This is a genomic window from Bradyrhizobium sp. USDA 4354, from assembly GCF_054060315.1.
Window position 1 is genome coordinate 3496620 of record NZ_JBSSDC010000001.1, and the last position, 24232, is coordinate 3520851.

Here is a 24232-nt window from a genome sequence, read left to right on the forward strand (position 1 = left end):
TTTAGGCCGGTGGCTCAAGCGCCGGGCATCTGCGAGATATCGAGCCTGGGTTCGTGAAGCTAAGCGGCGGCCTTAAATCGGTGCTTTGCAGATGGGCAATGAGCTGATGCAGGACGATTGGGATCCTGAGAAAATACTCAGGCAACAGGACGAGCTCAAGGTCAAGCTGCTTCGCGCCCAATCGGTTGTCGCCGAATGTAAGGCAGGATTGGCGGATCTGGAGCGAAGGCTTGAGCGTCGAGCGGTCTCATCGTCGATCGATAAACGCCAGCGCAACTCTGCGGCAAACAATTCGATACGTAACGCACGACCGCCCCAATCGCGAAGCGTCGATGATCCTGTTGACCAGGATGCTGCCGTGGCGTTTTCGAGTCGATCATGGGACCGCTGAAAGCTGCCGCCGCGCACGTTAACGGCGAAAGGTTTTGTCACGGACTTGGCGAAGATCTCGAGACGCATGGTGTTGCGAGCCCGGCGGGCGAACTCGACAACTGGGTGCGGCACTGCCGATAGGCTCGGCTTTTGGTTGATCGCGGTGCAGGGGATGCGCGCAGAGTAGCACCAAATACGGGACGTATCGCCGGCGTCTTTGGCTAGAGTTGCCCTGTTTCGCGGGCTGCTCACGTAGATGTCCTGAATCGAATGTCAAAGAGCTCTCCACCTTGAGCCAGCCAGTTCGCTCGTTTTGGTGTCTTCAGGGCGCTCAAATTGCCGGTAGACCTGTCTGGAGGGGGACGCGAGGGGCGCGTTCAATGACGCGATGGTTCGCTATGGCCGTGGGCAAGGCATGCGAGTTACGGGTGGTGCTGACCGCGGAAGCCGACCATGCCTCGTCCGGCATTGCATGGAGGATGACGAGAACTTGCTGACTATGTCCGCAAATCATCACAATACACCCGAAAGAGGACAGGTAACGGCAGTCACCTAAGTTCGTGAGAACCCAGGAAGAAAGTTTCCCGGTGCGAATGCGCTCCAGTGCCGGCCGTAACCTCGTCAGCTTCTCGAAAGCTTCTCCGAATACGGACTAACCCAGTGACCCTGGACGGGAGGCTGGCATGGACTCGGGGCTCAATCGAAGCGAAGCGGATCGCCTTGGACAAAGTTTAGCGGCAGCGGCGATGAACAGTCCATGTCCCTAACCCCGCGGGCGCTCGATCTCGATCTTGCCGCGGTGAAAGCGATCCGGCTCCGCGTTTGTCCAACGACGTGTCGCTACAGATCTTGCGGCGCGCCTTCCAGGCTGAACGGAAGCTCCGGTGTCGGGTGACCCTGGGCGCTGCTGTCAGTTCTTGTAGTGCGGGTCTTTTATCGAACGTCGATGCGACGGAGCGTACGGATTGACGCACAGTTGAGATGCCGCAAATCCGGGACCGGTCGGCGCTTAAACACTGTGAGAACGCTGAGAAGCTGTTTGGACTTTAGACGATCGCACAACGCTTCGTCGGTTTCGCGCATAGGCAAGGTGCTACGGCGCGATCGCACCGTCGAGACCTCTGCTGCGTCTTATAAATGTCATCTTGCGCGGGCCAGTGACGCGCGCGACGGCTCGATCGAGCCAGAGCTCAATACTAGACAAGGCACGCGACAAGGATGCGTGCGACAAAGCACGAGCAGGTCGATGATAAAGCGCTTTCGCAACTGGGCCCTATTGTCCACACTCACCTCCATGATTGTCTGCCCCGCCGCAAAGGCGCAAGACCGCCGGACTATCACTGAACCTGTTGCACCTCATACGGTCTGCGATCGCCCTGTGCCTTCCGGCAAGAACGATACAGTTAGCCTACAGGACGCCATTGAACATTGCTCCGCTGGCGCTGCAGTTTATCTCGGGCGCGGCGAGTTTCACTCAGGTCCACTCGAGATGAAATCGGGCGTGACCTTATGGGTCGGACGCGGTGCGACGCTGATCGCCATTCCCGAACCTGCTGCTTACGATAAGGGCCTAGGACAATGTGGTCGCATCGCAGAAAAGGGCGACGGTTGCCGGCCATTCATCAGCTTTTCTAAAACGCGCGGCGGCGGCGTCTACGGAGAGGGCATCATCGATGGTCAGGGCGGGGCAATTATTGGCGGCGGCGCGGAAAGCTGGTGGCAGCTAGCCCGCCGCGCCCAAGCCCAGGGCGGCAACCAGAACGCCCCGCGCTTGATCCAGATCGATCATGCGCAGGATATCACGTTCTCTGGTGTCACCTTGCGCAACGCTCCCAATTTTCATGTCGCGATGAGCCGGGTCGAAGGTGCCACGTTTTGGGGCCTCACGATCGATTCACCGGCGGATGCCCGCAACACCGATGGCATCGATCTTGGCGCGAGTCAGGATGTGACCATCACCCACAGCTTGATCCGTACGGGTGACGACAACGTCGCAATCAAGGCGGGCGATAATGGCTCAAGCAGCCATATCTCGATCATTGATAATTATTTTGGCTGGGGGCATGGCATGTCGATCGGCAGTGAGGTGAATTCCGGGGCCAGAGACATATTGGTGCGTGATCTGACGCTGGATGGTACGACGTCTGGCCTGCGGATCAAGAGCGATGTCAGCCGAGGCGGTGTAGTCGAGAGCGTGACTTATGAGTACGTGTGCATGCGGGGCAACAGGTGGCCGGTGGCTTTCGATACAAAATATGATCCGCGCGCACAAGGCACGAGGATTCCGGTCTATCGGCAAATCGTTCTCCGTCATGTGCATGGCGACACTGGTGTGTTGCTGATGCGCGGCCTGGACGAGGGGCATGCACTTGACGTGACACTCGAAGATGTCCGATTTGCCAATTCCGCGACTTGGCAAGTTGAACATGCGAACGTCACCGCAAAACATTCTGACATATCACCGCCGCTGCCCGGACGAGCTGCAGAACCGCTGCTGCGCGGATCGGAGGTATGTTCCAGGGCATTCCGCGACGGTAATCGGTAAGCACTACACCCGGTGCCGAACTCGGGTGCTGAGTTCCGCATCTGGCGCAAGATGGCCGGTGCTGACGAAGGACAGCCTCATGCCCCGAGTTGGTTGCAAATCGTTCGATGGTTTGCAGGGCCGCGAATGCGAGGGTGACGTGCAGGGTCTGATTCGACGCGAGAAATGTGTTGACCATGCGCGGCGGCTATCCCGCGACGGTATCTTATATCGGCTGCGTCGAACGTGCCACGAACTCCACGAAGAGTGAGATCACATGCGAGTTTTGGTGCCGTCTGCGCTTCTGGCCGGATGTTTCTTCATCTCGGCAGCGTACGCTGAGCCACTATTCGTGTCGCATGCCGGAAATGCGGACTATCACTCCGTGCAGCAAGCCGTCGAGGCGTTGCCGGCGGAAGGGGGAAGTGTCCGGATCGCGCCGGGCATCTATCGAGAGAAGATCAAAATCTCCAAATCCGGTATTCGCATCGAAGGGACTGGCAGGAAGCCGGAGGATACGGTCATTGTGTATGGCGACGGCGCGATCAATGTAGGAGAAACCGCCCGTTCGGCGACGCTGGATGCCGCCGGCGATGACTTCCGGCTCGAGAATCTGACCATCCAGAACGACTACGCCCTCAATCCGGCCAATCCACCCTCGCAGGCAGTAGCGCTGTCCATTACCGGAGACAGGGACGTCGTTACGCGGGTCCGCCTGCTCGGTGCCCAGGACACGCTGTTTGCCGGCAAGGGACCAAACGGCAGAATGTCACGACAATACTTCTCGAACTGCTACATCGAAGGGCATGTCGATTTCATATTTGGCAACGCCAAGGCCTGGTTCCGGCAATGTGAGTTGCACGGCATCGCAAATCAAGCGGTCATCTATACGGCTCAGAGCAAGGCAGCGCCGGATGAGGACAGTGGCTATGTTTTTGATCATTGCAGGCTAACTGCCGACCCTGCTGCAGGCTATATCGCACTTGGCCGCCCTTGGCGCCCCTACGCCACAGTGGTCTTCCTGGCGGCGAAGATAGATGCCCCCGTGATCGCGGAAGGGTGGCGCGAATGGACACCCGGCAAGACCGATACGTTGAGGACAAGCTATTATGCTGAATACAGATCCTTCGGCGTCGGGGCCAACCCCTCAGCCCGCGAGCCTCACTCCCATCAACTGACAGATCGCGAAGCTGCCAGATGGTCGCTGAGCGTGTTCTTCGGAGGCGCCACAGATTGGCTGCCAAGTGAACCATATCGATGGAAGGCAAAGCAACGGTGACGAGACGACAGCGATCGTCGGATGAATGAGGGGGAGTGCGGATATCACGGCGGCGTGGGCTGCCACCGATATCGCGCTGGGCACCATATTTGTGGGTAATCGAAAGCCTCACCAGACGGTTACTCACGAACAGCGAAACGCGCAACTGCGTGCGATAGCCCCGTGCTTGATGAACGCGATGCACGGCGTGAAGCGCGATCGAGTTCACGATGCCTGCCGTGCCTCGCGGCGATCGGCAGAGCCCTGGAGATAGGTGGGTGGCGCCGGGCGCTACAGCCCCTGGCTATGTCAGAACCGGCCCTGAACCCCGCGACCCATCGGGCTCTCGTGATCGATCGTTGATCCGGCGCCACCGAGCGAATAGGCCGGACGGGTCGCTTCAGCCCTTTCCATACAGCCAACGAGTGTTCCCGGAAAGGGTTTGTACTTTCGTGTTGCCTCTCGAACAACGGAGGGATCGATCGTGCGCAACTCCTGTTGAAGCTTCGAAGGTGGAACCGGCGGTAGTAGCGACTCAGCCGTCAGGAGTGGGAGGAGCCGTTTGGCATCTCCACGAACTCACCGCTGGGCCGATACAGCCGCCACGTGCGCAGGATCTTGCCGCATCCCTTTTTCCGGCCCTTCTTGCTGACCGCTGCGCGAAACGAAACGAACCGGTCATCGTGTCGATTGTCCGCCATGATCGCCGAAAGCGTTAGCCAGGAAGGCAAACTGCCCGCGTAGCCAGAGCAAAGCTCTGGATGGTTCCGTTCTCCACTTCCGATGCGCCGCCCGCTGATATGTTCGGGTTAGCTCTAGCGCACCACAGTCTTCAGGTGCTGGTAGGCCTTGATGATCTCGACCAGGCGATCCTCCGTGGAGCGGTCGCCGCCATTGGCGTCGGGATGGTGCTGCTTGACCAACGTCTTGTACTTCGCCTTGATCTCGCCGAGCGTCGCATTGGCATTCAGGCCCATCACCCGCAACGCGTTGCCCTTGACATTGAAAATCTTGCGCGCCTCAGGCTTGGCCTTCGCGCGGTGGCGGGTACTGGCGCGTCCGTTCAGCTCGACGAGCGTGCAGAGGGCATACCAGTCGTCCTCGAAATTGGCAGTGCTGCCGGTCATTTTGTGTGCGCTGATGCTCTCGCCCATCTTCCAAGTCGGACGATGGCCGGTCAGCGCGTCCCTCTGGTAGCGCGCCACCGCTTCCGCGTCCATTCCCGAGAAGAAATTGTAGGACTGATTGTATTGGCGAACATGGTCGATGCAGAAGTGCCAATAGGCCCGCGCATTGTCGCGGCCCTTGGGCGCGGGATGGGTAGCCTTGTTCTGGCAGCCAGGCCATTCGCATAGCGCCGCGGGCTGGCGCTCCTGCGCTTCCTGCTTATTGATGCGAATGGAGTCGAAGATTTCGGATGTGTCGATCAACATGACCTGGCTCCGTTGGCGGAGCGGCAGTTAACAGAGCCGCTTCTATGCTAGAGACTTGGTTTGGACGGCAAGTCGGGTCTGACTCGGCCTTTGCGTCTAGTTAGTGGCATGATGTAGCGGGCACTTCCCAGCAATTGACATGCCAGGACTCGCGAAGTTGATTCAGACCATCATCTCTTTGAGATTTCAGATCGACTCAATCGAAATTTGCTGTCGGGTTCTGCACATGGAGGTCTTGAATGGCACCGGGTGAGTACTCTCAAAAGCCAAGCGAAGGCACTGCTCGGCGGTAATCTGCGCAACGACGAAGGCGAGCGACGTCTTCTGAATCTTCTTTCGAAGCTTGGAAAATCTTCCGTCTTGCGTAGCGAAACAGAAGGCATTGTCGATTTGAAAGGCATTCGGAGCCGCTCGTTCACGGATCAACGCAAGTCACAGCGTCTGCCCGCCGCTGACGAAGTGCCCTGCTCACCAGCCTACCCAGCAAAGTCTCGAACGATTCGCTGTTGGAGCGGGTGGATGGTAGCGCTGGCAGGGCAGCCGGGATCGTAGGAGGTGCTTGGCAAGGCGCTGCAAACCAGGAGATTGCTCGGAATGTGCAGCAGGCGGCAATTGGTGCGACCCAGGTCGCTATAGATATGGGCGAAGTCAATCGAAGTGCGGACCAGACCGGCACCACGTCAACGCAGGTGCTTGCCGCTGCCACGTCCCTGGCTGAGTTAGCAACCGTCTGAAGCTGGAAGTGCAGAGATTCCTGGCCACCGTAGCGGCGGCTTGACAAAGCTTTGACTCTCCTGAAGAAGCTCTGCTCGAGTGCGTGATGTCCCTTTATCTTGATCGGATGTATTTTCCACGCCGACGTCTTGGGCGGCGCGACTGACGCACAAGAGCCCGATAGGGGCCTGAGATCAGCAGCTGCCGACAATAGGTACTCCAACTCGTGCAAAGCGCCACTTTGCTTGAAAAAGGCGCACCTGCGAATGGGATGATTGCCGCTTTTCGTCAGGTCGAAGTCAAAGCTAAACGGGGCGGCAAAACGTTCGCGGCAGCTCCGAACGTTGGTGAGGCGACATCTGTTACTGTGCGTCTGATGGCTCCAGCGGCTTCGATCGAAAGAAAGCGTACCTGCCGGAATGCGTTCAGCTCGCCATCAGCTCGGCTCGCCTTCCACCTACAAGGGTGAGCGAAAGCCTTCAGGTGATGAACGCAGCGCCTTGCTGAAGCGCGCTCACAATGCCGATCAAGCCATTGGTCTGGAGCGGCAGCTTCGCGAGCACCGCTAGGAAGCGTTGGGAGCCGAGCGACGGATCGCGAGCATGACAAACTTTCCCAGATTCCCCATCCGGATTGGCAATCCTTCCGATCCAGCCTCGGTTGCGGATTTCGTAGTCCAGAGTCTCGTCGGCCCAGAAGAGAGAAGGGCTTCCTTCACTGAAGGTTGGTCTCGACAATATCCGAGACGATCAGAGCTGCCCGCCTGGCATACACCGGCGAGCTGAGACAACGATCCGGGTTGAGAACGACCTAGGAGTGACCGGGCCGGAGGCTGCTCTAAACGGCAAAGGCCGCTTCATAGGGTGAGGCCGTGCTCATTGAGCACCTTATCTCTGAGAGCCCCCTTGATCTCACGGGCGATCTCTTTGCGAACTGCAGCACCCAACTCTCGCTTGGCATCCTCGACAAGGTCAGCTTCGATCCCGATCAAACCTTTGTCGGTGAGCTGTTGCTGCAGCCGGCTGTCGAACTCCGTCCCCATTGCAGCAATGAGCTGGTCGTGCGCCGTGGCGTGGTCTTCGGGTGCGATGTGACGCACGACGTCGTCCCAAGGTTGCCAGTCCACCGCCAAATAGTCGGCGAATTCCGCCGCCTCCCTGTTCCGCACGGATGTCTCTGCGCTATCAACGTCAGCGTCGGTGACGCCGGAGACTTCAAAGAAGCGCATGTCCGGCGCGACGTGTTGCAGTCCCAGCCGCTCGCGGAGCTTATTTTGATAAGCAAGAAAGACCTCAATGGCGTCGACGTCTTCGACGTTGTTGCCCGCGCCTAGCGCGTGAACTTTCTCGCGCGCAATTCTCTCCAGCGCGTCCAGCCGGAACATGACCCGCCCCAGATCGATGAGATCGGGAAGCCGGGCCTTGCTGTTATAGGCGCCGTTCTCGACGTCTGCGATGAGGCGTGCGGTCTGCATGCCGTTCCAGGTCAAAGTTCTGCGATCCTCGCAGCTCTGGTTGGCGTCCAGCGCCAGTTGGAAGTAGCGCGTGCACAATTGCGGGGTTTTCGCCGCCTGCCGCAGATCATTGGCCACCGACTGCCGGAATTCTTCAGTCCCAGAGTTCACGGAGTCGAACAGTTCGCCAAGAAAGAGCGCGTATTCCCGGGCGCCCGGCTCTTCAGCAGCGCTCTGCCAAGCTGCCAGCACCTCTCGATCGCCCTCCTGTGGATTGCTCCTGAGCCAGTCTGCGACCCTTTCAATGAGAGTATCGGCCTGTCCATCGTCTGTCCCGGACAATTCACCGGACAATTCACTTTCGTCATCGCGCGAAAGGTGGACGGTCGGACCGACATAGTCATCGGCGCTTAGGACTGTATCCAGGTTCGTCAGCACCTGCTCGGACAGCGGATTTTCAGTCAGAACTATCCTGCCATCAGCGCCCAACTGCGTCAGCAGGTCCTCTGGCAAACTCGTCAACTGGTTTTGGCTGGCGTCGAGAAACTCCAGTGAAGCAGGGAGGGCCTCCGGCAAACGCGTTAGTTGGTTTTCGCTGACGTCGAGAAACTGGAGCGTGGCAGGAAGGACCTCCGGCAGATTCGTCAACTGATTGTGGCTGGCGTAGAGAAACTGGAGCGAAGCAGGGAGGACCTCGGGCAGATCTAGCAACTGATTGTGGCTGAGGTCGAGAAACTCCAGCGCAGCAGGTAGGACCTCAGGCAAGCTCCTCAGCCGGTTGGAGCTCGCGTCGAGGCCTCTGAGCTCGGTCGGAAGCGCGGGCAGGCTTGTCAGCTGATTGCCCCTAATGTCAAGCCGCTGGAGCGAAGCAGGGAGGCTATCGGGCAGAGTGGTCAGCCGATTGAAGGGTACATCGAGCACGACGATAGCGCTCGGAAGTCTAGGCAGGCTTGTAAGGGACAGCGATTCAAGATCCAGTGTAATGGCCTCACCGATAGCAGTCACTCGGCGCACCGCTTCTTCCCGATCCTCGAGCGGGCCTACCTCCGGTTCAGCAGCCCAATTCTCAAGCACCTCGCCTTCATCGTCCTCTGTGTGGGCAGAATCTCCGGAGTTTGCTCCTTGGCCTGTCACGACCGCGTTCCACTGCGCCGCCGCTTCGTTTTGCCCGCGCTCTTGTCCGGAAGATGCCGAAGGGATGCCACCGCCGCGCTGAATCTGTCCTGCCTCAAAAGGATCCATCTCGCCCTCCTTACGAGACTGAGCAGACTCAGTCCATGGTGACATGCTCCAGGACCTAAGACACTTAGCTTTCGATAAGCTGACAGACTATCAATGTAAGGTGGCAACCATGGCATCGAAGCCGGCATGACTGTCGGTACAGCGATCTTAGAACAGTGACTCGATCTCGGCCGAGGGTAGTTATCTCCAGCAAGCACGTTTCTGCGGATACCAAAGGCGGCAGCGGCCTCAGTATAGAGCCCCAGAGCCGCGATGGTGCTTTATCTCAACGGTGGCCAGCGGAGCCTTTCGGCCGAGTAGGTGGAAACGACGGGCTGCAGGGGGTCCGAACGGCCAGGTTCACGGCGCCCCTCTCAGAGGCCCTAGGCAGTCGGTGTCGAGCTGGTTTTTGCGAAGCTTGACCGGTTCACTCGCGAGCTGGGTTGCTTCGCTCATCGTTGGCAAACTGAGCAGCTCTGACGTTCTCCAGCGACACTCGTCAGCTGATCGACAGGTAGGCCTGCTAACGGCGGAAAAACGCTACCCCGTTGACTGCCCTACCGGACTTATCTGGTCAACGAAAGGCAGCAAGCTCGCAGCAGTATCGATCCATTTGCCGCGGTCGGGGTCGTGTGAAGCTGTACCCACTTAAGTCGGGCGAGAGCCGCAGAGCACGTGCACCAGCGGCCGAATGATCATTGTGCTGCGCAACCACCTGCTTCGCGAGCTTGAGAAGCGGTGGTATTCTTGTTCTGGCGATGGAGAAATTGATGAACACGGGACAGGCACAGCGGAGTGCAGATTCTTCCTCGGCGCCTTCTGAAGACGCGGACCAGGAAAGCTACCTCGGCGGCTTCAATCGTGCCGTCGCGAATTTGGTCGAAACCTTGACAGGGTATCGGACCCCAGCCTCCGCGCGCGCGCAGATCCTGGACAATTGGGTTGCCGAAGAGGGGCAGGGCGAAGCCGAGAATAGGCCACAGGGGCGCAGAAGAATCAGGAACTCGGATAACACAGGCTCGCACTCGCTGGACTTGTCCTCGCTCTCGCTGACCGCTCTGCCCGCCGCCCTCCCGCCAAGGTTGCAGGAGCTGCGCGCTAGGCACAACGAGCTAAGCAGACTGCCTGCTATGTTCCCACCTGGGCTCCGGCATCTTCTCATTAGCCATAATCGCTTGACCAGTTTGCCGGACCATCTTCCGGCGACCCTCTCTCAGCTGGAGGTCGCTGACAACAGCCTGACCAGTCTGCCGGCAAACCTTCCGGCCGGGCTCGAGATCCTGAACGCAAACGACAACCGGCTAACCAGCCTGCCGGACGCTCTCCCGACCAGGCTCACCTCGCTTGCGGTCAGCGGCAATCAGCTGACCGACCTTCCCGAGTCCCTCCCATCGGGTCTCATTGAATTCGATGTCAGCAGCAATCAATTGACCAACGTCCCCGAGCCCCTTCCGAGCTGGCTTCAATCGCTCAATCTCAGCGGTAACCGGCTGACCAGCATGCCCGAGGATCTCTTATCGAGGAGTTTTAGCTATCCCCATTTGGAGAACCTCGAGTTCGGCGATAACCCATTCCCGGACGATATCCGCGCTCACCTCGCGGCACCGCATCTTGAGCAGCGGCCTCTGTACGAGGCTGCCGCGCACTGGCTGGGGGACGATCCGGCGGCACTGGCCGAGTGGCAGCACTTTGCGGTTGAGCCAGGCGCCCAAGACTACGCACAGTTCCTGGAGAGGCTACGAGGCACCGTGAATTATCGCAATGGCGAGTTTCGGCAGGCAGTGGCTGATGATCTACGGCAGGCGGCCGCCAATCCGACATTGCGCGAGCAATTTTTCACACAGGCTTCCGAGGCCAACGCGAGCTGCGAGGATCGTGTCACCTTGCACTGGAATGGTATGCAGACCGCGCGCCTCAACGCTGACGTCGAGGCCGGGGTATATGACGATCGGCTTGGCGATCTGATCCAGCGCGGCCGTGTCGCCTTCCGCTTGGAGGCGTTGGACGAGATCGCGCGCGACAGGGTCAACTCGCTCCTCAGCCTCGACCCGAACATAGACGACGTCGAAGTCTACCTGGCCTATCAACATTTGTTGCGCGAGCCGCTGGAGCTCAGTCACGTCGCCCCTGACATGCGTTTCCTGACGGTCTCTCACGTAAGCGAGGATGATGCGACGGAGGCGCTCAACCTGGTCCGGGAGCGGGAAGCAAGCCAGTTCACCGACTACATGGCCAGCCGCTGGCAACCCTGGGAGACGGTGCTGAGGCGCATCGCTCCGGACGAATATGAAGCGATGCAAGACCGGCTTGTCGAGGCCATGGGCGAGGAGTTTCAAACCCGCTTGGATCAGCGACTGGCCGAGCATGGTCTTCTAGGCGATCCGGATGCCGAGCGGGTGCTCGGAGCCCAAGTCCGAAACGAGATCGCTGGCGAGATCAAACGCGAGGTCATGCACCGTGTGCTCGCAGAGCGTGGCCTCGAACTATGAGGCTCCCAAGCCGCCGCAGAGATATTTATCATTGCTCTGCGGCGATACGTAAAAATCGATCGTGAAGCCTCGCCCATCGCTGCCAAGGTGCTTTTGCACCTTGGAAAGCGCGGTGCCGTCGATCAAGGCCTTTGGATCTTGCCGAGCGACGAAAATTCCCGCGCGCGAGGCGAGGGCGTATCTGCGTCCGGTCGAAAGCCGCTTCGGGACGAGATCTCCGTCGGTCGAATAGTTGTTGAGGAGACCAAGGCGCGCAGCGGTGAATCATCAGTTCCGGAGGCGCTGCCGCAGCCAACCAGCTCGGTTTGACGAGGCCGCCAACTGTTCGGCAGGTCTACTTGACTTCGGGTGCTTCCGCGAGCTCCATCTTGGCAAGCAAGTTGTGGAGTTCAAGCATGCACCGCGTTGGCAGCTTACGATGGCCAAGCCGTCGTGCAGGTGAGGTCGTGCGCGCGCTCGAGCGGCTCGGTCCCGAGACTGTACGACTAGCCTTGCGGTCCCTCAGTCAGAGACTGAGCCCGATTGTTGAGCGAATTGAAGTCTTCCGGATCTTCATTGCCGATTTGGCTTGGCGCGTAAGCGAACTGCGCGCTGGATAAACTTTAAACGTATCTTATCCCAAAAGGCGCTCGGCGTTAGTGCTGCGAACTCGGGATGGCCTGCACATCTTCTCGAAAAAAATGTTTGGGTCGTTTGATGCCTGAACGCGCTCGGGCGAGCATCTCGTCTTCGAAGGGCGGAACCTCCCTTTTGAAGGTTTACGGCGCAGTCCGCCGTTTCCCGGACGACGTGGATCTCAGATACGGCATTCGAGCAATAGCTCGCGGACCTGCGAAGACAATTCAGTCCCTCAGAACCGCAGTCAAAGCAAAAGTGGAACTCCAAGGCACGAGAACGCTTTCCGGTCTGCGTCAAGTAAAAGAGGTGGTCCGTCATCAATGAGCGCCTGAACGATGACAAGCTCAGCGCTAAAGTTGAATGCCAAGGACGACAAGATGCTCGTCACGTATGATCCAGTGGAGACTGGTAGCGGCTATTTGAGCTCCGCCGTGATGCTTGGATTCGGCGCACGATCGACAGGCGATCCATTGTTATATCGGTGGACGAATTTCGTCGGCTCGAACACGGGGCCGGCGAAGAGGTGCTGCAGAATTGGGGCGACGCCGTCCTGTGGTCAGGCGGGTGCCGATGCGAGGCCGGTCTCGCGCGCAGCAATATCCTGATCTCGTCAGCTTTTCGAAAGGTTGCGGCTACAACAATCGAGAATCTGATTCTTGCTGAATGAGCTGCTACCTGGCCAGTAACCCAGGCCGTACGGATTGCTGCAGGGTCTATACAAACGTGAGGAGAGCAGAATGGATCCGGTTGACCCATTCTTCGATTCAGGAGCCTGGATGCGGGAATACGCCGCCCTGCAGGGGCGGACTGGGCAGCGAGCGGGCAGCCCAAGCGAGCAGGGTGATTTTGAAAGGCGGCTGGAGGATTTGAATCTCGATCCGTCTGATGAAAGGGAGCCACCTTCGCCTGATCGGGCTCCCGCAGGAGGAGGTCGAGCAGTCCGGCGGGACGATTTCGGCGGTTCGATGCGGGTGCCGCCGCACTCCGCTTTTAGGGAGAGTGCGCTAGGCGGCACGCGCCGGAGCGTAGACATTCCCAGCTTTCAGCTTCCCGCTTCGGCGCAAGTGCCGCAGTCTAGTTTGCGAGACGATCTGTTTAGCAGCGCACGCTACAGCTTTCGGGGCGCAGAGGCTGCCGCGTCGGCCAAGAGCGGAAAAAGCCGCGGATTATGGTCACGCTTCAAGTCGGGAATCGGCAAGGCCCTTGGCGGGAGCGGCAGCGAAAAGGCGTCGCGCGAGGCGGGGCAATCTGACGTCTTTTCGACGAATTTACGAATTGATTACGCCAGGCAGCCGGGCCGGACGCGCGGGGTCTCTGCGGAGGATGAGGCGCTCATTAAAGACTTCAGAAACAAGGCGGGTAACCTCAGCGACGGCACCATCAAAAATGCGGCAACCGATCTGCGCCATTTGAGCGCGCGCCTGAGCGAGGCGGGCAGGCCGTCAATTGCCGATCGAATTCAGCGGGAACTGGAAAACGCGCAGTTGGAAAATCCGGAGGTGGAAAACCACCAGCTGGAAGCTGAGCTCGATGAGGACGTCGACACTTACGCAAAGGACCGCGGCAGGCGCATCAAGGCGGCCCTGAAGAAGCTTCGTGAAGTTGGTGCCGGAAACACCTTGGCAGCCGATGTCCGCCGGCTGGCTCCTCATGCTGAGGACGCAACCCTCATCCGCATGTGGGCGGCGGCGGAAAACGCGACACACAGGATCGACCCAAAGACCATCGACAGGCAAGCTCGCCGCATGTCTAGGCTGAGTGAGTGGCTGCAGACGCATGATAGGCCACCGATGGCCGGCCGACTTTCCACCCCCGCGTTTCTCCAAGATGTCGAGGAGTACAGGCGCGAAACCGACGACAGCAAGATCAACCCTGATCTGGTCAAGCTTCGCCAATACGAGCAAATCCTGGAGGCGAACAGGGCGCTTGGTTTGCGGCCTCCTGAGGATCCGGGTCAGCCTTCTTGGGAGGGTGCTCGACAGCCGCACTCACTGCAGCAGCCTCCCGCAACGCCAGCTACCCCGAGCGCGGGAGCCTGGGATTGGCTTGGCGAGCAGATCCACGGGCCCACGATATCGATGCCAGCGCCGCCCAGCGATTGGCAGGCCGGTTCGTCGCAGCAGCTTCCCGCAACGCCGGCGACGCCGAGCGCGGGAGCCTGGGATTGGCTCGGCGAGCAAATCCACGAACCTGCCTCACCAGTGGCAGCGCCGCACTGGGCTGCGCAAGCTCATCGACCGCTCGAGCTTCCTGCTACTCCGGCCACTCCGAGCCAAGGAGCCTGGGCCTGGCTTGGGCAACAGATGCAAGAACCCGCATCACCGTCGTCCGTGAGGCCCCGATCTTCAAACATCTACGCCGGTCTGGACTCCTTCGTTGATCTGGATCCACCCACCCCCCACGACTTGCGTGACGATGCGCGCTCTGCGCCGGCATCTGAATTTGCAGCCGCCTCCTCGTTCGCAGGACCGCCGGGGGCGGCTCCGGAGCTGCGGGATATTGGAGCGATCGTTGGCACCAACTGGCGCCACGGCTCCCAGGCGGCTTCAGACGTGTTGATTGATGTATTGGGCAACATCAATCTGCTGCCAAACCAGTTCGGACCAAGTCAGTTTGCGATCAATGGGGAGCGCTATTCGGCGACATTTGGACCGGGCGGTCGCAAGGATGTTCGCCTGGTTCATCACCCGCGCGCCGCTGGGATCAACGAAGCCGGGCCATCCCGGCCACTGCATCGCCCACCGCCAATCGTAAGCGCAAGGCAAACCGTGGAAGGTGCGGTCGATCTTGGCCATCTTATCCGGGGCGGCTGGGAGCATAAGGAGCGGTTCCTGCCGCCTTACCTCGTGGACGTTTTGGAAGGCGAGCGCATCATGCCCCAGCCCGGGCGGCCGACCTATTTCGAGATCCGCGGAGTGCCTTACAGGGGCGAGTTGGTGGAAAGCGAAGGACGCCAGCGCGTTCGCGTCTATCCCGAACGTCGGTGAAGATGCAAGTTGGCTGCAATTCCAAAAGCTCGGCGGACAACTCGCGCGATGGCGTTTGATCACGCGGCGCTTCGCCGGCCATGCACCAAATCGATGCAGATTGCAGAGGTGGGGCGTGAACACACGCCTGATTTCGTCGGCGGTGTTGGCTCGGTCAGCTTCTCAAGCGGCAACCTCCGCTGCCCGTACATGAGGCCCCGAGCCTGGCTCGGAAGGTTTCGAAGCGACAGTCTCTCAAGGGAGCGCGGCCTAACCCGATCGAGTCAGGCGACCCATTCAACACGGAAGCCTAAACAGGGTACGCTGCCTGCAGATCAGCAGCGGGTGAGACAACAATCCGGCAACATGCCTACGGGTCAAGAGGGGTTTGAGCACCAGCTAAGCGACTTGCAACTCAGTTCCTCTGATGGAGCTCCGCAGAGCGGGATGGAACGATCCGGCGCCCTCTGACGTCGGCGGTTCGATGAGGATGCCGTCGCAACGGGATTCGCGAGACAACCGCTTCAGGGGCACTTGCCACAGCGTCGACCCTCCTCGCGTTCGCCTCAGTGGATCAAGTGCGGGATCGTCTCAGCCTGACTTGTACGAGGGACTGTCCAGCAGCACGCGCCATACTTCGTCGTTGGAAGCGAGGCCTGCGATGTCGTCGAACAGCAAAAAGCGTGGAGTGTGGTCGCGCATTAAGTCACGCTGGCACTTGCTACTTCGGATCAGGTCGCACCCGAGGGATGCACACTGCGCCTTCGGAGCCTTGGGGATCGGACCTAGCTCTGTTACGAAAGCGTTTGTGCCAGGTCGCGTCGAAAGGTCGATCGGCGGCCCGCCGCCAGGCGCAGCCATTTCAGAGCCCCGCATTGATTTCGCCAAGCGCAGCCGCGCGTCCTAGGCGGACCAGGGCCCCATTGACGGGTTCAGGGCTGCGGCCACAGCTACCGGCCAGGATGCCTCCGGCACCACTAGCATGTGGGCGATATCTGATCAGGTTCAGCGCCTTCCTTCAGTCCGATGGCTTGACACTGACCGGCCTACTTGACCTCCCTGACCAGTTAACCGCCCGCGCGGCAGAGTTTACGGCACAGCGCCGAGAAAGCGCTCGTCTCAACAGGCATTGACAGCGCTACAGGATCGTATCGGTGCCAAGGAGTTTAAAGACAACGAGACGCTGCTCGCGAAGACTTTCTCGCCAGAGGAGATGAACAATCTCCGCCAGGCACACAAGATTTTGTCCTACTTCAAGGAGGCAGAAGAGCGAGCGACTGTGGGCAGCGACACCGCTGAGAAAATCAACATTCCCGGTTGGGCCCAGTTGGCGGTTCGACACTTCAAGGGGGATCTCGCAGGTGGCGGTTTGATCAAGCGATTCAAGCTACTCCTTGAGATGCTGCCTTCGAACAAGCAAAATGCGGACGAGATCATTCATATGGCTTGGTTCGATCCGAACGTGGCCGCGTACCTCCTCGAGCGGCCGGTGAAGAATCCGCACGTGCCTCAATACAATATCGACTTGCGCCGTCTCATCGCGGCAGCGAACGCCTCGCGCGAGAACTGAGAGATTTGGATGCCTTCAATCGCCGCCTACGACCTCACTGAACAGCAACGGACGCTGGTGCGCCTCATCGTGAACGAAGGGAGGCGGCCCGAGGAGGCTGCGGAGCTTGCCGGCTACCACCCAAAATCGGTGTATAAGACCATGCGGTTGCCCGCAGTCGCTGCTGCGATTTCGGAGTCCATCCAGCTTGACCTAGCGGTTGGGGGCGCCGCTGGCCTATCGGGTTGCAAAGTCCTTGCTTCAGGACTCAAGTGTCAATGCCCGGGTCCGAGCAGACCTTTCCATCAAGGTGCTGGATCGGGCAGGGCACATTGCACCAACTCGCAAGGAGATGAGCTCTCAGCAAAAGTCCCCCTCGGAAATGTCACGCGACGAGCTCGCCGCGTTCATCGCGAGCAATCAAGCCGAGATCGACAAGATTGAGGCTGAGCTTGCGTCCCGTGCGAAGGACGTGTCGTATCTCGGCTAGGCGGAAAGAAAGGGTGCTCCGAGGTAATTGTCTTTCGGTAAACCGGAGAGGAACGACCATGAAGGACATGCAAGCGCACCTAGAGCTACTTCGCCGGCAAATTTCAGAATGCGAGCGCATGCAGCAGGCCGCGACAAGCGAACTTAAGCGCAATGCGCTCGCGAGGCTGCTTGCGCGCTACACAGCTATCGCGGTCGAGCTGGAAGAGGCGATAGCAAAAATGCCGCCTCGAGACGTTTTGCTAGATCGTACCAAGGAAGCTCGGCAGGTCGCCAAAGGGGCCGCCGACGACCTGCAGGCACTTGCCAAGAAGCTCCGTCCCAAGTGAACTAATGCCACCTCAGTGCGTAGCTTCTTCATGTGCCTCGTTCTCAAAGCCACACGATCTCGAGCTTCCCGGGGCTGGCTTGCGGATGCACCGAGGCCGCCCGACGCACCACTCGCGCAGCGCCCGAGTTCTCTGTCTGATCCCAGTCAGACGGAGTTCATAACTCCCGTCCGTCGCCGGATGGCTCCGGTTCTTTACCTTGATCCAATGCTTCTGCCGGCCGCCGCGGTACGGCCGATCGCGATGTTTGGAGACCAAGCCCTCTAGGCCCATCCGGCAGGCTGCCCGGAAAAGGTCGGGACCGATCTCGCCGCGCTCGAACGGTGCCACCGTGATCCCGTCTGGCCGCCGTGCCAATAGCCTCTCTAGGTTTGTCTTACGGAGGTGCAGAGGCAAACCGCGCAAGTCGTCGCCGCCCATCACCAGAATGTCGAAGGCGTAAAGCTGGACTTCTTGTTCATGTTTTGCGGGAGTGCAGCGCGTTGAAATCGGAAATTCCATTTACGCCGAGCACCACGGCCTCGCCGTCTATGACGAAACGCTTCTGGCGGTTCTTCAGCGCGGCCTCGGCGATCCAGGGATAACGCTTGGTCCAGTCGCTGCCGTTGCGCGAGAGGAGGCGCGCGCGTTCGTTCTCGCGGATGACCAGCATACGATAGCCGTCGTGCTTTACTTCGTGAATCCAATCCGGTCCGTCGGGGACCTGCTTGCCGGCTGTCGCCAGGCACAGCTCGTACGCCATACGCATGGGGCGAAGATAAGAACTTCGGGTCGATTTACGAGCCGGGAGCAAGTGGCAATTTGGCGAATTTCTTCTCTGCTCCGGCCGTCCCAAAGAGCCCCCCAAAAGCCGGAGCAGACCCAACGGCTTCAGCCGCCCAGCTGAGGCGGTCTCGCGCCAGGCGCATCCGGCACGTGCGACAAAATCCTCCAGCACCAGGTAGATATCGCGGTCGAGGCGATCGTTCGGGACGATTGACGGTGAGGCCATACGCGAGAACTCCACTGACCGGAGTCAAATCTAGGTAGCCTTTGGCTTGAAGGCGAATCGGAACCTGCGAAATCTTGGCCGCGTTGCGTTGTGCCAACATGGAGGAGCTAGCATGGCAAAGTCGAAAAAACAGACCGCTCGCGGCCGCAAGCAGGACCGGGCACGCGTGGCGGGCGGACAGGATTAGGAGGTTAGCTATGAGGCGAAGAAGACTCGCCGTTCGGCTTCCGCCGTGAAGAAGGCGGTCAAGAAGGTGGGCAGCAGCCGCAAGAAGGTGGAGCGGCGCTTGGGCCGATGAGGGGCGTAGTGTTTCGGCATCGATTCCCAGGAACGAGCGCCCCCGCCACCAGTTCAATGATCGGTCTTGCGTGCCCATCGAAGCAAGACCTATTGCCAAAACTTGGCTCCAGCTCGTCCCCCGCGGGCTGGAGCTTTTGCGTCAGATTCACAAATTTGAATTCCAAGGGGATGATTTTTTGGATTTGCCGACCAGACAGCGGCAGACCGCTCGGTCCCAGCTCGTTTTCTCCGAAAACCTCAGGCTGGGGCCGATGTGGTCTACGCCGGGCGCGTTCGATCAGTACCAGCCCATCTTGAAACAGAGACCACACCAACCAGCGAGCGCGATTAGAGCGGCAATGTTGATGTACGTCTGAGCGTTCTGCATCACTTCACCGCAACCAAAGGCGCCCCGCCATGCGGAAGAATTGTGGTTGGTCACTGCCCGTTCCACCTCTCCGCCCGTGACCGGATCAACAAGGTTCCGGTTTCTGGCGGCCGGTTCATCGCCGGAGCTTGGGGTTCTCCACCTTATGTGCGTTGGCGTGTTCTTCTCGACCTGCGGGACCATGCGGGCGGGGTCGGGAGCGCCCGGAACGCCCCGCGGGCCGAGCAACTCACGCGTAATGTCATCCTCGGTGCTTTCCGGCTCGACGCCGTTAATGGGCCGCTGTCGCACGGGAGCGACCTCCTGATGCGCACCGGCAAGCTCAAGCCACCTCAGGCTTGAAGGTCTGGGGCTGCTGCTCTGCTGGTGGCATTTTGAAAGGAATGGGGAACGGCGTGCGCGCGAGGCTTACCAGCGCCTCTCGTTCCTCGGAGAGACGGCTTTCGATGTACTCGCGCTCCAGATCGGAAAGGCGGGTCTTGAGCAGCCGGTGGTAGCGGTGAATGTTATTGCGGTGGGTTCGCAAGCGGGCGAGCTTTTCTTCGAGTGTCATCATCGTCATCCTCGACGGTCACGAGCAATCCTTTCAAAGGTCGGAGGAGCCCCCTCCGGCGCAAGACTTAGAGAGGCCTGATCTGGTTTCAAGATGGTAGGAAAGTTAGGGCGGGGGGGGGGCCGGACCGGCCGCTGCTTGGAGGACATCAGGTAGGGAGCAAAGTCCTACCCGGTTCTTCGGCGCTGGTTGGCTTCCGCCGTACCCGGCGCCCCGCCTGTGGTATCCACCGTGAATCTTGCGACCCGCCGAGGACCGCTCCAGACCTCTATCACCGGGGGCGCTTCGAGGAATTTCACAGCTCGACGCTTTAGCATCATCGTCGCAGCCGCACTCCAACTCATAGGTCGTGAGCGACGCCCCACAGGCATATGCCACGTAACGCATGGTCGTGCTGTCGACTAATCGAGAGCGGTCGTTTTCTGCGTCACAACTTCGGCAGCCACGTGCTGACACGTCGTTAGGACAAATGCCGCTCTGCTGCATTGCCATTCACTACCGAGGGCAGCACTTGAGACTGGCTCGTGAGCGGCCAATCCTAACAGAGCGGCTGCGCCGATCAGCAAATTTACGACAACGAGCTTGCGTGCTTTGCGAGTCCACGTTGGGCTAATCATAGAGATAGTTCCCCTTCTGGGACATGCGCTGGAAGGGAGGAGGCTGGGCCTCGTTTGTTTCAGGCCGACTTCGCAGCCCAGGGAAAATGGTTTCATGGCGATGATCTGGAGGATCGATTCGGAGGCATCTCGGTTAGGCGAGCATGGGCATCCAAGCGATAATGCGGGTGGTTTTGGTCGGTCTTCCTGTCCTACTTGTCTCTGCTTGCGTGAGCTCTGATCGGGTCATTTCCGGTTCGACAGTTAGATCAGGGGCACCATGGGCGCGAGACCTCAATGAACCGCCCCCAAGTCGGCAGCCGGCTGACGCAGCAATCTCAGGCGTAAAAGCAGACCTGAATGCTGCGCGCGCGAGAGCTTCCCGTTAGAGATATCTTCGGCTCGCACTCTCAAGACCCGCCGGTTCACGCCGGCGGGTCTTCGCTTCTGCTTCTCTTTCCCCGGAACCGATGAGCTTTGGCAGGGGCGGCATCTGCGGGCGGGAAGTATCGATCGGTTGGGTCGGGAGAGGGATCAACCTCTTCCGCCTTCCTCCTGCTGACGAGGACGCCAATGGAGCCGGTGACTACTAGCAAGGTCCCTGCGATCATCAGGAAGTGCGGCAACTTCAAGGTTGCGAAAAGAGCTAGCCACGCAGTCTCCGCCAACTTTTCTACTCCTTTGGCCCACCGGCTGATGGCGCCACGCCTGCCGCAGGCCTTACAAACCGGCTCTGTGCAAAAGTGGACATAATAAAATTCCGGGCGGGTCTAGGCTGGCTGTGCTTTGCCCCCAAAGGCAAGCAACCTCCGACGGCCCCGGCATTTAGGGTTGTGCTGGGGCCGTTCTTCTTCTGACCTTGGTCGCGCTTGGTTCATGTTTAACGACGCACTCTTCGATGAGTTGAGACAGCTGGAGCGCAATGTCGTTGAAGCTGAGCGGCGGCTGGTCGAGCAGGAGGCGATGATCGTCGACCTGAAACAGCAACACCAGGATGTCAGCAGCGCGCAGGCCGAACTGGAAGTAATGCGCGAGAACCAGCGGCAGCGTCAGCAAGATCGACAGCGGCTTCTACCGATGCTCCAACGCTAAAGGACGTTCTGCAGTGAGGCTCTACGCGGCAGCCCGGCGGTGTGCGGCGAGAATGTGTGTGACTGCCTCGCCGCAGAAGTCAGCTGGGCATCGTCCTTGGTACGGCGGGGGTGAGGTCGGGCATGCCGCGATCAAAGCTGCATCGTAAGTACCTTTATCCCCACGGCCCCGTCCGAAGGGCCCCCTGGGCCTGATTGGTTGCCAAAGTCTATGTGACGGCGGCTTGCTGATTATCTCGAATTGGTTACAATACAACCTGTTTTAGAATTTTACATTTGGATCTACCCATTGGCAACAAGCATTGAAGAGATCGTCTCGGCTTACGTACGTCTGAAGAACCGGCAAGCGTTGGAGAATATGCGAGACCTGCGGCGCCAGTTGCTCGAACAGCTACAGTCCACATCAAGCGTTAATCCGACTGACTCTCGGGATGCTTTGCTTGATGACCTCCGAGTGATCGAGGATGGACTGGAGCAGCTCCAGCTAAGGCACTGACGAGAGGCCCGCCGGTTCACGCTGGCCGGTCTCTATGCTAGCGAGTTGGGGTGCCCCGGCGATCGTGCGGAACGTCGTGGCACCGGCTGCAGGAACCGTCACAAGGCGGCGCCTGCGGCCGCTTGTTCTCGTTTCACGGAACGTTCTTACGCACCGGTACCTGTCCGTAATTTAAGCCCAGGTGTCCTAAGTTGAATTTGGAAAGTGCTCTAAATTCCAGAAGGAACGATCGTTCTCTTTCGCACTTAAGGGGCTGATAGCCGAACGACGGTGCAGCCGTTGCTGAGGCTATGGGCCCGGCCTCCTAGGCACACCGGGCTTCCTCTTTTGAGGTCGCGTCAAATCGCGGACTCTGCCTTCAAGAACCTGACATAGGTTCCGCTCTCGTGCAGCTCGAGCCAACGGCGCTCAATAGCGAACTTCAGGCCAGTACCGAATTCGCCGGCACTGCCCTTGAGCGTAAAGAGGAACGGCGCGTTGATCTTCTCGATGTAGATGAGACCGTCCTGAACGGCCTCAACGCTCTTTGCCAACTCAAGCAGCTTGCGGCCAGCCGCTTCAGGATCGGCAAGCGGGCGAATCTCAACGTGCTTCATACGGCGGCCTGATCTTCCTTCGAATCCCCACGCGCCACTATCTTGAGGGCCTCATCGGGCAACGGCCGCTGTAGCGCCTTTGCTTCGTCCCATGGTGCGCGCATCCAAACGTCCCGCTCCTCATCCATTGTAAGGATGACCGGCATAGCCTTGGGGTGAAACGCCTCGACTACCGCATTCGGTGTTGTTGTCAGGAAGCCATAGACCTGGTGCGGCCCCAGGATCGGCTTCGACTTGGTGCCGCGGTCACCATTGAAGGTCGTCCAAATGCCGGCGAAGGCAAATAGCGGCCGGTCCTCAGTCAGGGCGAACCAAACGACGTCCTTCTTGCCCGTAGCCGGATTTGGCTCTGGTGCATATTCTGAGAAACTGTTCGCAGGGACCAAGCAGCGGTGCTCCGGCTTGAGCCAAGCGCGCCAGTGCGGCGATGAGGTGTTGCGAATGTTCGTCACCGGCGGACCTCCAACACGTGGTGGTGGCGGCATGCCCCAGCGCGTCATCGCGAGCTCGCGTCCGCCGTTTTCCGCGGTGCGCACGACCGGCGCAGGGTAATCTGGGAAAACAGATGGCATTGCCGGCAGGTTGCCGGCGTAGCGGTTGACCACCCGAAACAGCCCCAGAATGGCGGCCTGATTGGTGGTGATACTGTAGAGATTGCACATAAAGACGATTGCCCCTTAGCGCTCGCCCGGCCACCAGGTCGAGGGCGGGTGGTTGGCTGAAATCTTTGTTGGTCTTAGCGCGACGAGCATGCTTCGCTTATACGGATAGCCCCGCAGCCGCGAACAGTCCCTGCAACGCATGTAGCGTTCGAGTTCATGCATCGGCGTCGTCTTGGGGCGGCGAATGATGTCGAGCGCTACGGTTTGATTGGTGTCGCAGCCAAGACATCGGACTTCGAGATACGGGTATCCACCATTGATCGCATCTCCGATCGTCGGCGATGGCTGCGCGGGACCCTTGTAGCCTAGCATGCGCTCGTTCCAGCCACACAGGCAAGCGTGTCAGCTTCCTTGCGCGCGAGCTTGGCCCGCTCAGCTGACATCTTGATTTGAGTGCCAAAGAGGTATTGGCGCGACTTCGTGGACATCCGACCATCAAAGGCATGAGCCAACACCGTTAGCAAATTATCGCCGGGAGACTTTCGCGCAGCCGCCCGTCCGCGCAAGACGAGAGGCTCATTTCCGACTTCAGAGCTTGGGCCGCCGCTAGCACCAGTATACCAGCGGCACGATTCGCCATTGGGCGGGCCCACTGACCGAGTTCGCTGCTTGGCTCGACGACATTCGCCGCGCAATGCTTAACTGGCGCGGCGCGGCAACACCGTTCGCACATCGCTTGAAGACGCCAGCGGCGTGATGCGGGCCACCGAGGAAGCGCATCAGGCCGCCAATATCGACCGACAGCCGATCGACGCACGAGAGTTCGTGGCAAAGTCCGGCAACTGACCGCGATTGGCCCTGCGCTCGGCAGCTCTCTTCTCGCATTTTTAGGATTGGCACGATCCTCGGCTGCTTCGAGGGCCGCGACGGCCTAATCGATATCCTCCAGCACAAGCTGTAGCTGATCAGCGTCCATCTTTTCCGAGGATCGACCGATATGCGCAAAGACGTACCCGAGGAGGATGCGATAGCTAGGCGGCGCCGTCAGCTTTCAGTAAGCTAGCCCCGATACAGAGCCGTTGTGGTTAACGGGATGTGGCAGGGACAGCGCTATCTCACCAGAACGGTCGGCGCCGAGTCACATTTCCGCTAAACTCAACGGCAGTGCGGATGCGGCAGGGACCGTACTTTAATCAGCCCCCCTGGTCGGTAAGCTCCGAGTCGC

19 protein-coding genes and 4 pseudogenes are annotated in these 24232 nt (G+C 59.6%); 11 read left to right on the forward strand and 12 right to left on the reverse strand.

Annotated features, from left to right (window positions below; genetic code table 11):
- Positions 1-91: 91 nt before the first annotated feature.
- The 3 genes from ACVIIV_RS16180 to ACVIIV_RS16190 all read left to right on the forward strand — a co-directional run bounded on the left by ACVIIV_RS16180 (position 92) and on the right by ACVIIV_RS16190 (position 4175).
- Positions 92-391, forward strand: a complete 300-nt coding sequence (locus ACVIIV_RS16180; protein WP_456745040.1) for a hypothetical protein — start codon at positions 92-94, stop codon at positions 389-391.
- A 1227-nt stretch (positions 392-1618) separates the two neighbouring features.
- Positions 1619-2917, forward strand: coding sequence for a glycoside hydrolase family 28 protein (locus ACVIIV_RS16185; RefSeq protein WP_456745041.1), 1299 nt, complete (start codon positions 1619-1621; stop codon positions 2915-2917).
- 256 nt (positions 2918-3173) lie between these two features.
- Positions 3174-4175 (forward strand): pectinesterase family protein, encoded by a 1002-nt coding sequence (locus ACVIIV_RS16190; protein ID WP_456745042.1) that lies wholly within the window; start codon positions 3174-3176, stop codon positions 4173-4175.
- 794 nt (positions 4176-4969) lie between these two features.
- Here the strand turns inward: ACVIIV_RS16190 and ACVIIV_RS16195 are convergent.
- The 3 genes from ACVIIV_RS16195 to ACVIIV_RS16205 form a co-directional block, all read right to left on the reverse strand.
- A complete protein-coding gene (locus ACVIIV_RS16195; RefSeq protein WP_456745043.1) occupies positions 4970-5587 on the reverse strand; it encodes a J domain-containing protein in 618 nt (205 codons plus the stop codon).
- A gap of 1193 nt (positions 5588-6780) precedes the next feature.
- Complete coding sequence (locus ACVIIV_RS16200) at positions 6781-7038, reverse strand: hypothetical protein (RefSeq protein ID WP_456745044.1); 258 nt, start codon at positions 7036-7038, stop codon at positions 6781-6783.
- Positions 7039-7157: 119 nt separating this feature from the next.
- The gene (locus tag ACVIIV_RS16205; RefSeq protein ID WP_456745045.1) at positions 7158-8996 is read right to left on the reverse strand and encodes an NEL-type E3 ubiquitin ligase domain-containing protein; all 1839 of its coding nucleotides are present in this window, start codon (positions 8994-8996) and stop codon (positions 7158-7160) included.
- Between the two features lie 749 nt (positions 8997-9745).
- Between ACVIIV_RS16205 and nopM the strand changes: the two genes are divergently transcribed.
- On the forward strand, positions 9746-11464 hold the full coding sequence (gene nopM, locus ACVIIV_RS16210) for a T3SS effector NEL-type E3 ubiquitin ligase NopM (RefSeq protein ID WP_456745046.1): 1719 nt from the start codon (positions 9746-9748) through the stop codon (positions 11462-11464).
- Here the strand turns inward: nopM and ACVIIV_RS16215 are convergent.
- On the reverse strand, positions 11459-11590 hold the full coding sequence (locus tag ACVIIV_RS16215) for a hypothetical protein (RefSeq protein WP_456745047.1): 132 nt from the start codon (positions 11588-11590) through the stop codon (positions 11459-11461). The genes nopM and ACVIIV_RS16215 overlap by 6 nt on opposite strands.
- Between ACVIIV_RS16215 and ACVIIV_RS16220 the strand changes: the two are divergent.
- The 5 genes and pseudogenes from ACVIIV_RS16220 (at position 11540) to ACVIIV_RS16240 (ending at position 17415) form a co-directional block, all read left to right on the forward strand.
- Positions 11540-12043: pseudogene (locus ACVIIV_RS16220) on the forward strand (DUF6088 family protein). The gene ACVIIV_RS16215 and the pseudogene ACVIIV_RS16220 overlap by 51 nt on opposite strands.
- A 776-nt stretch (positions 12044-12819) precedes the next feature.
- The gene (locus ACVIIV_RS16225) at positions 12820-15069 is read left to right on the forward strand and encodes a hypothetical protein (RefSeq protein ID WP_456745048.1); all 2250 of its coding nucleotides are present in this window, start codon (positions 12820-12822) and stop codon (positions 15067-15069) included.
- 1108 nt (positions 15070-16177) lie between these two features.
- On the forward strand, positions 16178-16618 hold the full coding sequence (locus ACVIIV_RS16230) for a hypothetical protein (protein WP_456745049.1): 441 nt from the start codon (positions 16178-16180) through the stop codon (positions 16616-16618).
- 199 nt (positions 16619-16817) lie between these two features.
- Complete coding sequence (locus ACVIIV_RS16235; protein ID WP_456745050.1) at positions 16818-17087, forward strand: hypothetical protein; 270 nt, start codon at positions 16818-16820, stop codon at positions 17085-17087.
- A 58-nt stretch (positions 17088-17145) separates the two neighbouring features.
- Positions 17146-17415 carry a hypothetical protein gene (locus ACVIIV_RS16240; RefSeq protein WP_456745051.1) on the forward strand — a complete coding sequence of 90 codons (270 nt, stop codon included), beginning with the start codon at positions 17146-17148 and terminating at the stop codon, positions 17413-17415.
- A gap of 12 nt (positions 17416-17427) precedes the next feature.
- Here the strand turns inward: ACVIIV_RS16240 and ACVIIV_RS16245 are convergent, their stop codons facing one another.
- Both ACVIIV_RS16245 and ACVIIV_RS16250 read right to left on the reverse strand, forming a co-directional pair.
- Positions 17428-17916: an ATP-dependent DNA ligase gene (locus tag ACVIIV_RS16245; protein WP_456745052.1), complete on the reverse strand. Its 489-nt coding sequence runs from the start codon at positions 17914-17916 to the stop codon at positions 17428-17430.
- Positions 17873-18406, reverse strand: a complete 534-nt coding sequence (locus ACVIIV_RS16250; RefSeq protein WP_456745053.1) for an ATP-dependent DNA ligase — start codon at positions 18404-18406, stop codon at positions 17873-17875. The genes ACVIIV_RS16245 and ACVIIV_RS16250 overlap by 44 nt, the downstream gene beginning before the upstream one ends.
- A gap of 112 nt (positions 18407-18518) precedes the next feature.
- Between ACVIIV_RS16250 and ACVIIV_RS16255 the strand changes: the two are divergent.
- Positions 18519-18704: pseudogene (locus tag ACVIIV_RS16255) on the forward strand (DUF3606 domain-containing protein).
- Positions 18705-18983: 279 nt separating this feature from the next.
- Here ACVIIV_RS16255 and ACVIIV_RS16260 read toward each other — a convergent pair.
- Both ACVIIV_RS16260 and ACVIIV_RS16265 read right to left on the reverse strand, forming a co-directional pair.
- Positions 18984-19364, reverse strand: coding sequence for a hypothetical protein (locus ACVIIV_RS16260; protein ID WP_456748932.1), 381 nt, complete (start codon positions 19362-19364; stop codon positions 18984-18986).
- A 31-nt stretch (positions 19365-19395) separates the two neighbouring features.
- A complete protein-coding gene (locus tag ACVIIV_RS16265) occupies positions 19396-19626 on the reverse strand; it encodes a hypothetical protein (protein WP_456745054.1) in 231 nt (76 codons plus the stop codon).
- A 1472-nt stretch (positions 19627-21098) separates the two neighbouring features.
- Here ACVIIV_RS16265 and ACVIIV_RS16270 point away from each other — a divergent pair.
- A complete protein-coding gene (locus ACVIIV_RS16270) occupies positions 21099-21314 on the forward strand; it encodes a hypothetical protein (protein WP_456745055.1) in 216 nt (71 codons plus the stop codon).
- An 833-nt stretch (positions 21315-22147) separates the two neighbouring features.
- On the opposite strand, the gene ACVIIV_RS16275 is transcribed toward ACVIIV_RS16270, so the two are convergent.
- From ACVIIV_RS16275 to ACVIIV_RS16290, 4 genes and pseudogenes are all read right to left on the reverse strand, one after another.
- Positions 22148-22405, reverse strand: a complete 258-nt coding sequence (locus tag ACVIIV_RS16275) for a hypothetical protein (RefSeq protein ID WP_456745056.1) — start codon at positions 22403-22405, stop codon at positions 22148-22150.
- Positions 22402-23067, reverse strand: coding sequence for an SOS response-associated peptidase (locus ACVIIV_RS16280; protein WP_456745057.1), 666 nt, complete (start codon positions 23065-23067; stop codon positions 22402-22404). Before ACVIIV_RS16280 ends, ACVIIV_RS16275 begins: the two co-directional genes overlap by 4 nt.
- A gap of 15 nt (positions 23068-23082) precedes the next feature.
- Positions 23083-23495: pseudogene (locus tag ACVIIV_RS16285) on the reverse strand (hypothetical protein).
- A 345-nt stretch (positions 23496-23840) separates the two neighbouring features.
- Positions 23841-24010: pseudogene (locus ACVIIV_RS16290) on the reverse strand (IS66 family transposase); the annotation flags it as partial.
- Between the last annotated feature and the right edge of the window lie 222 nt (positions 24011-24232).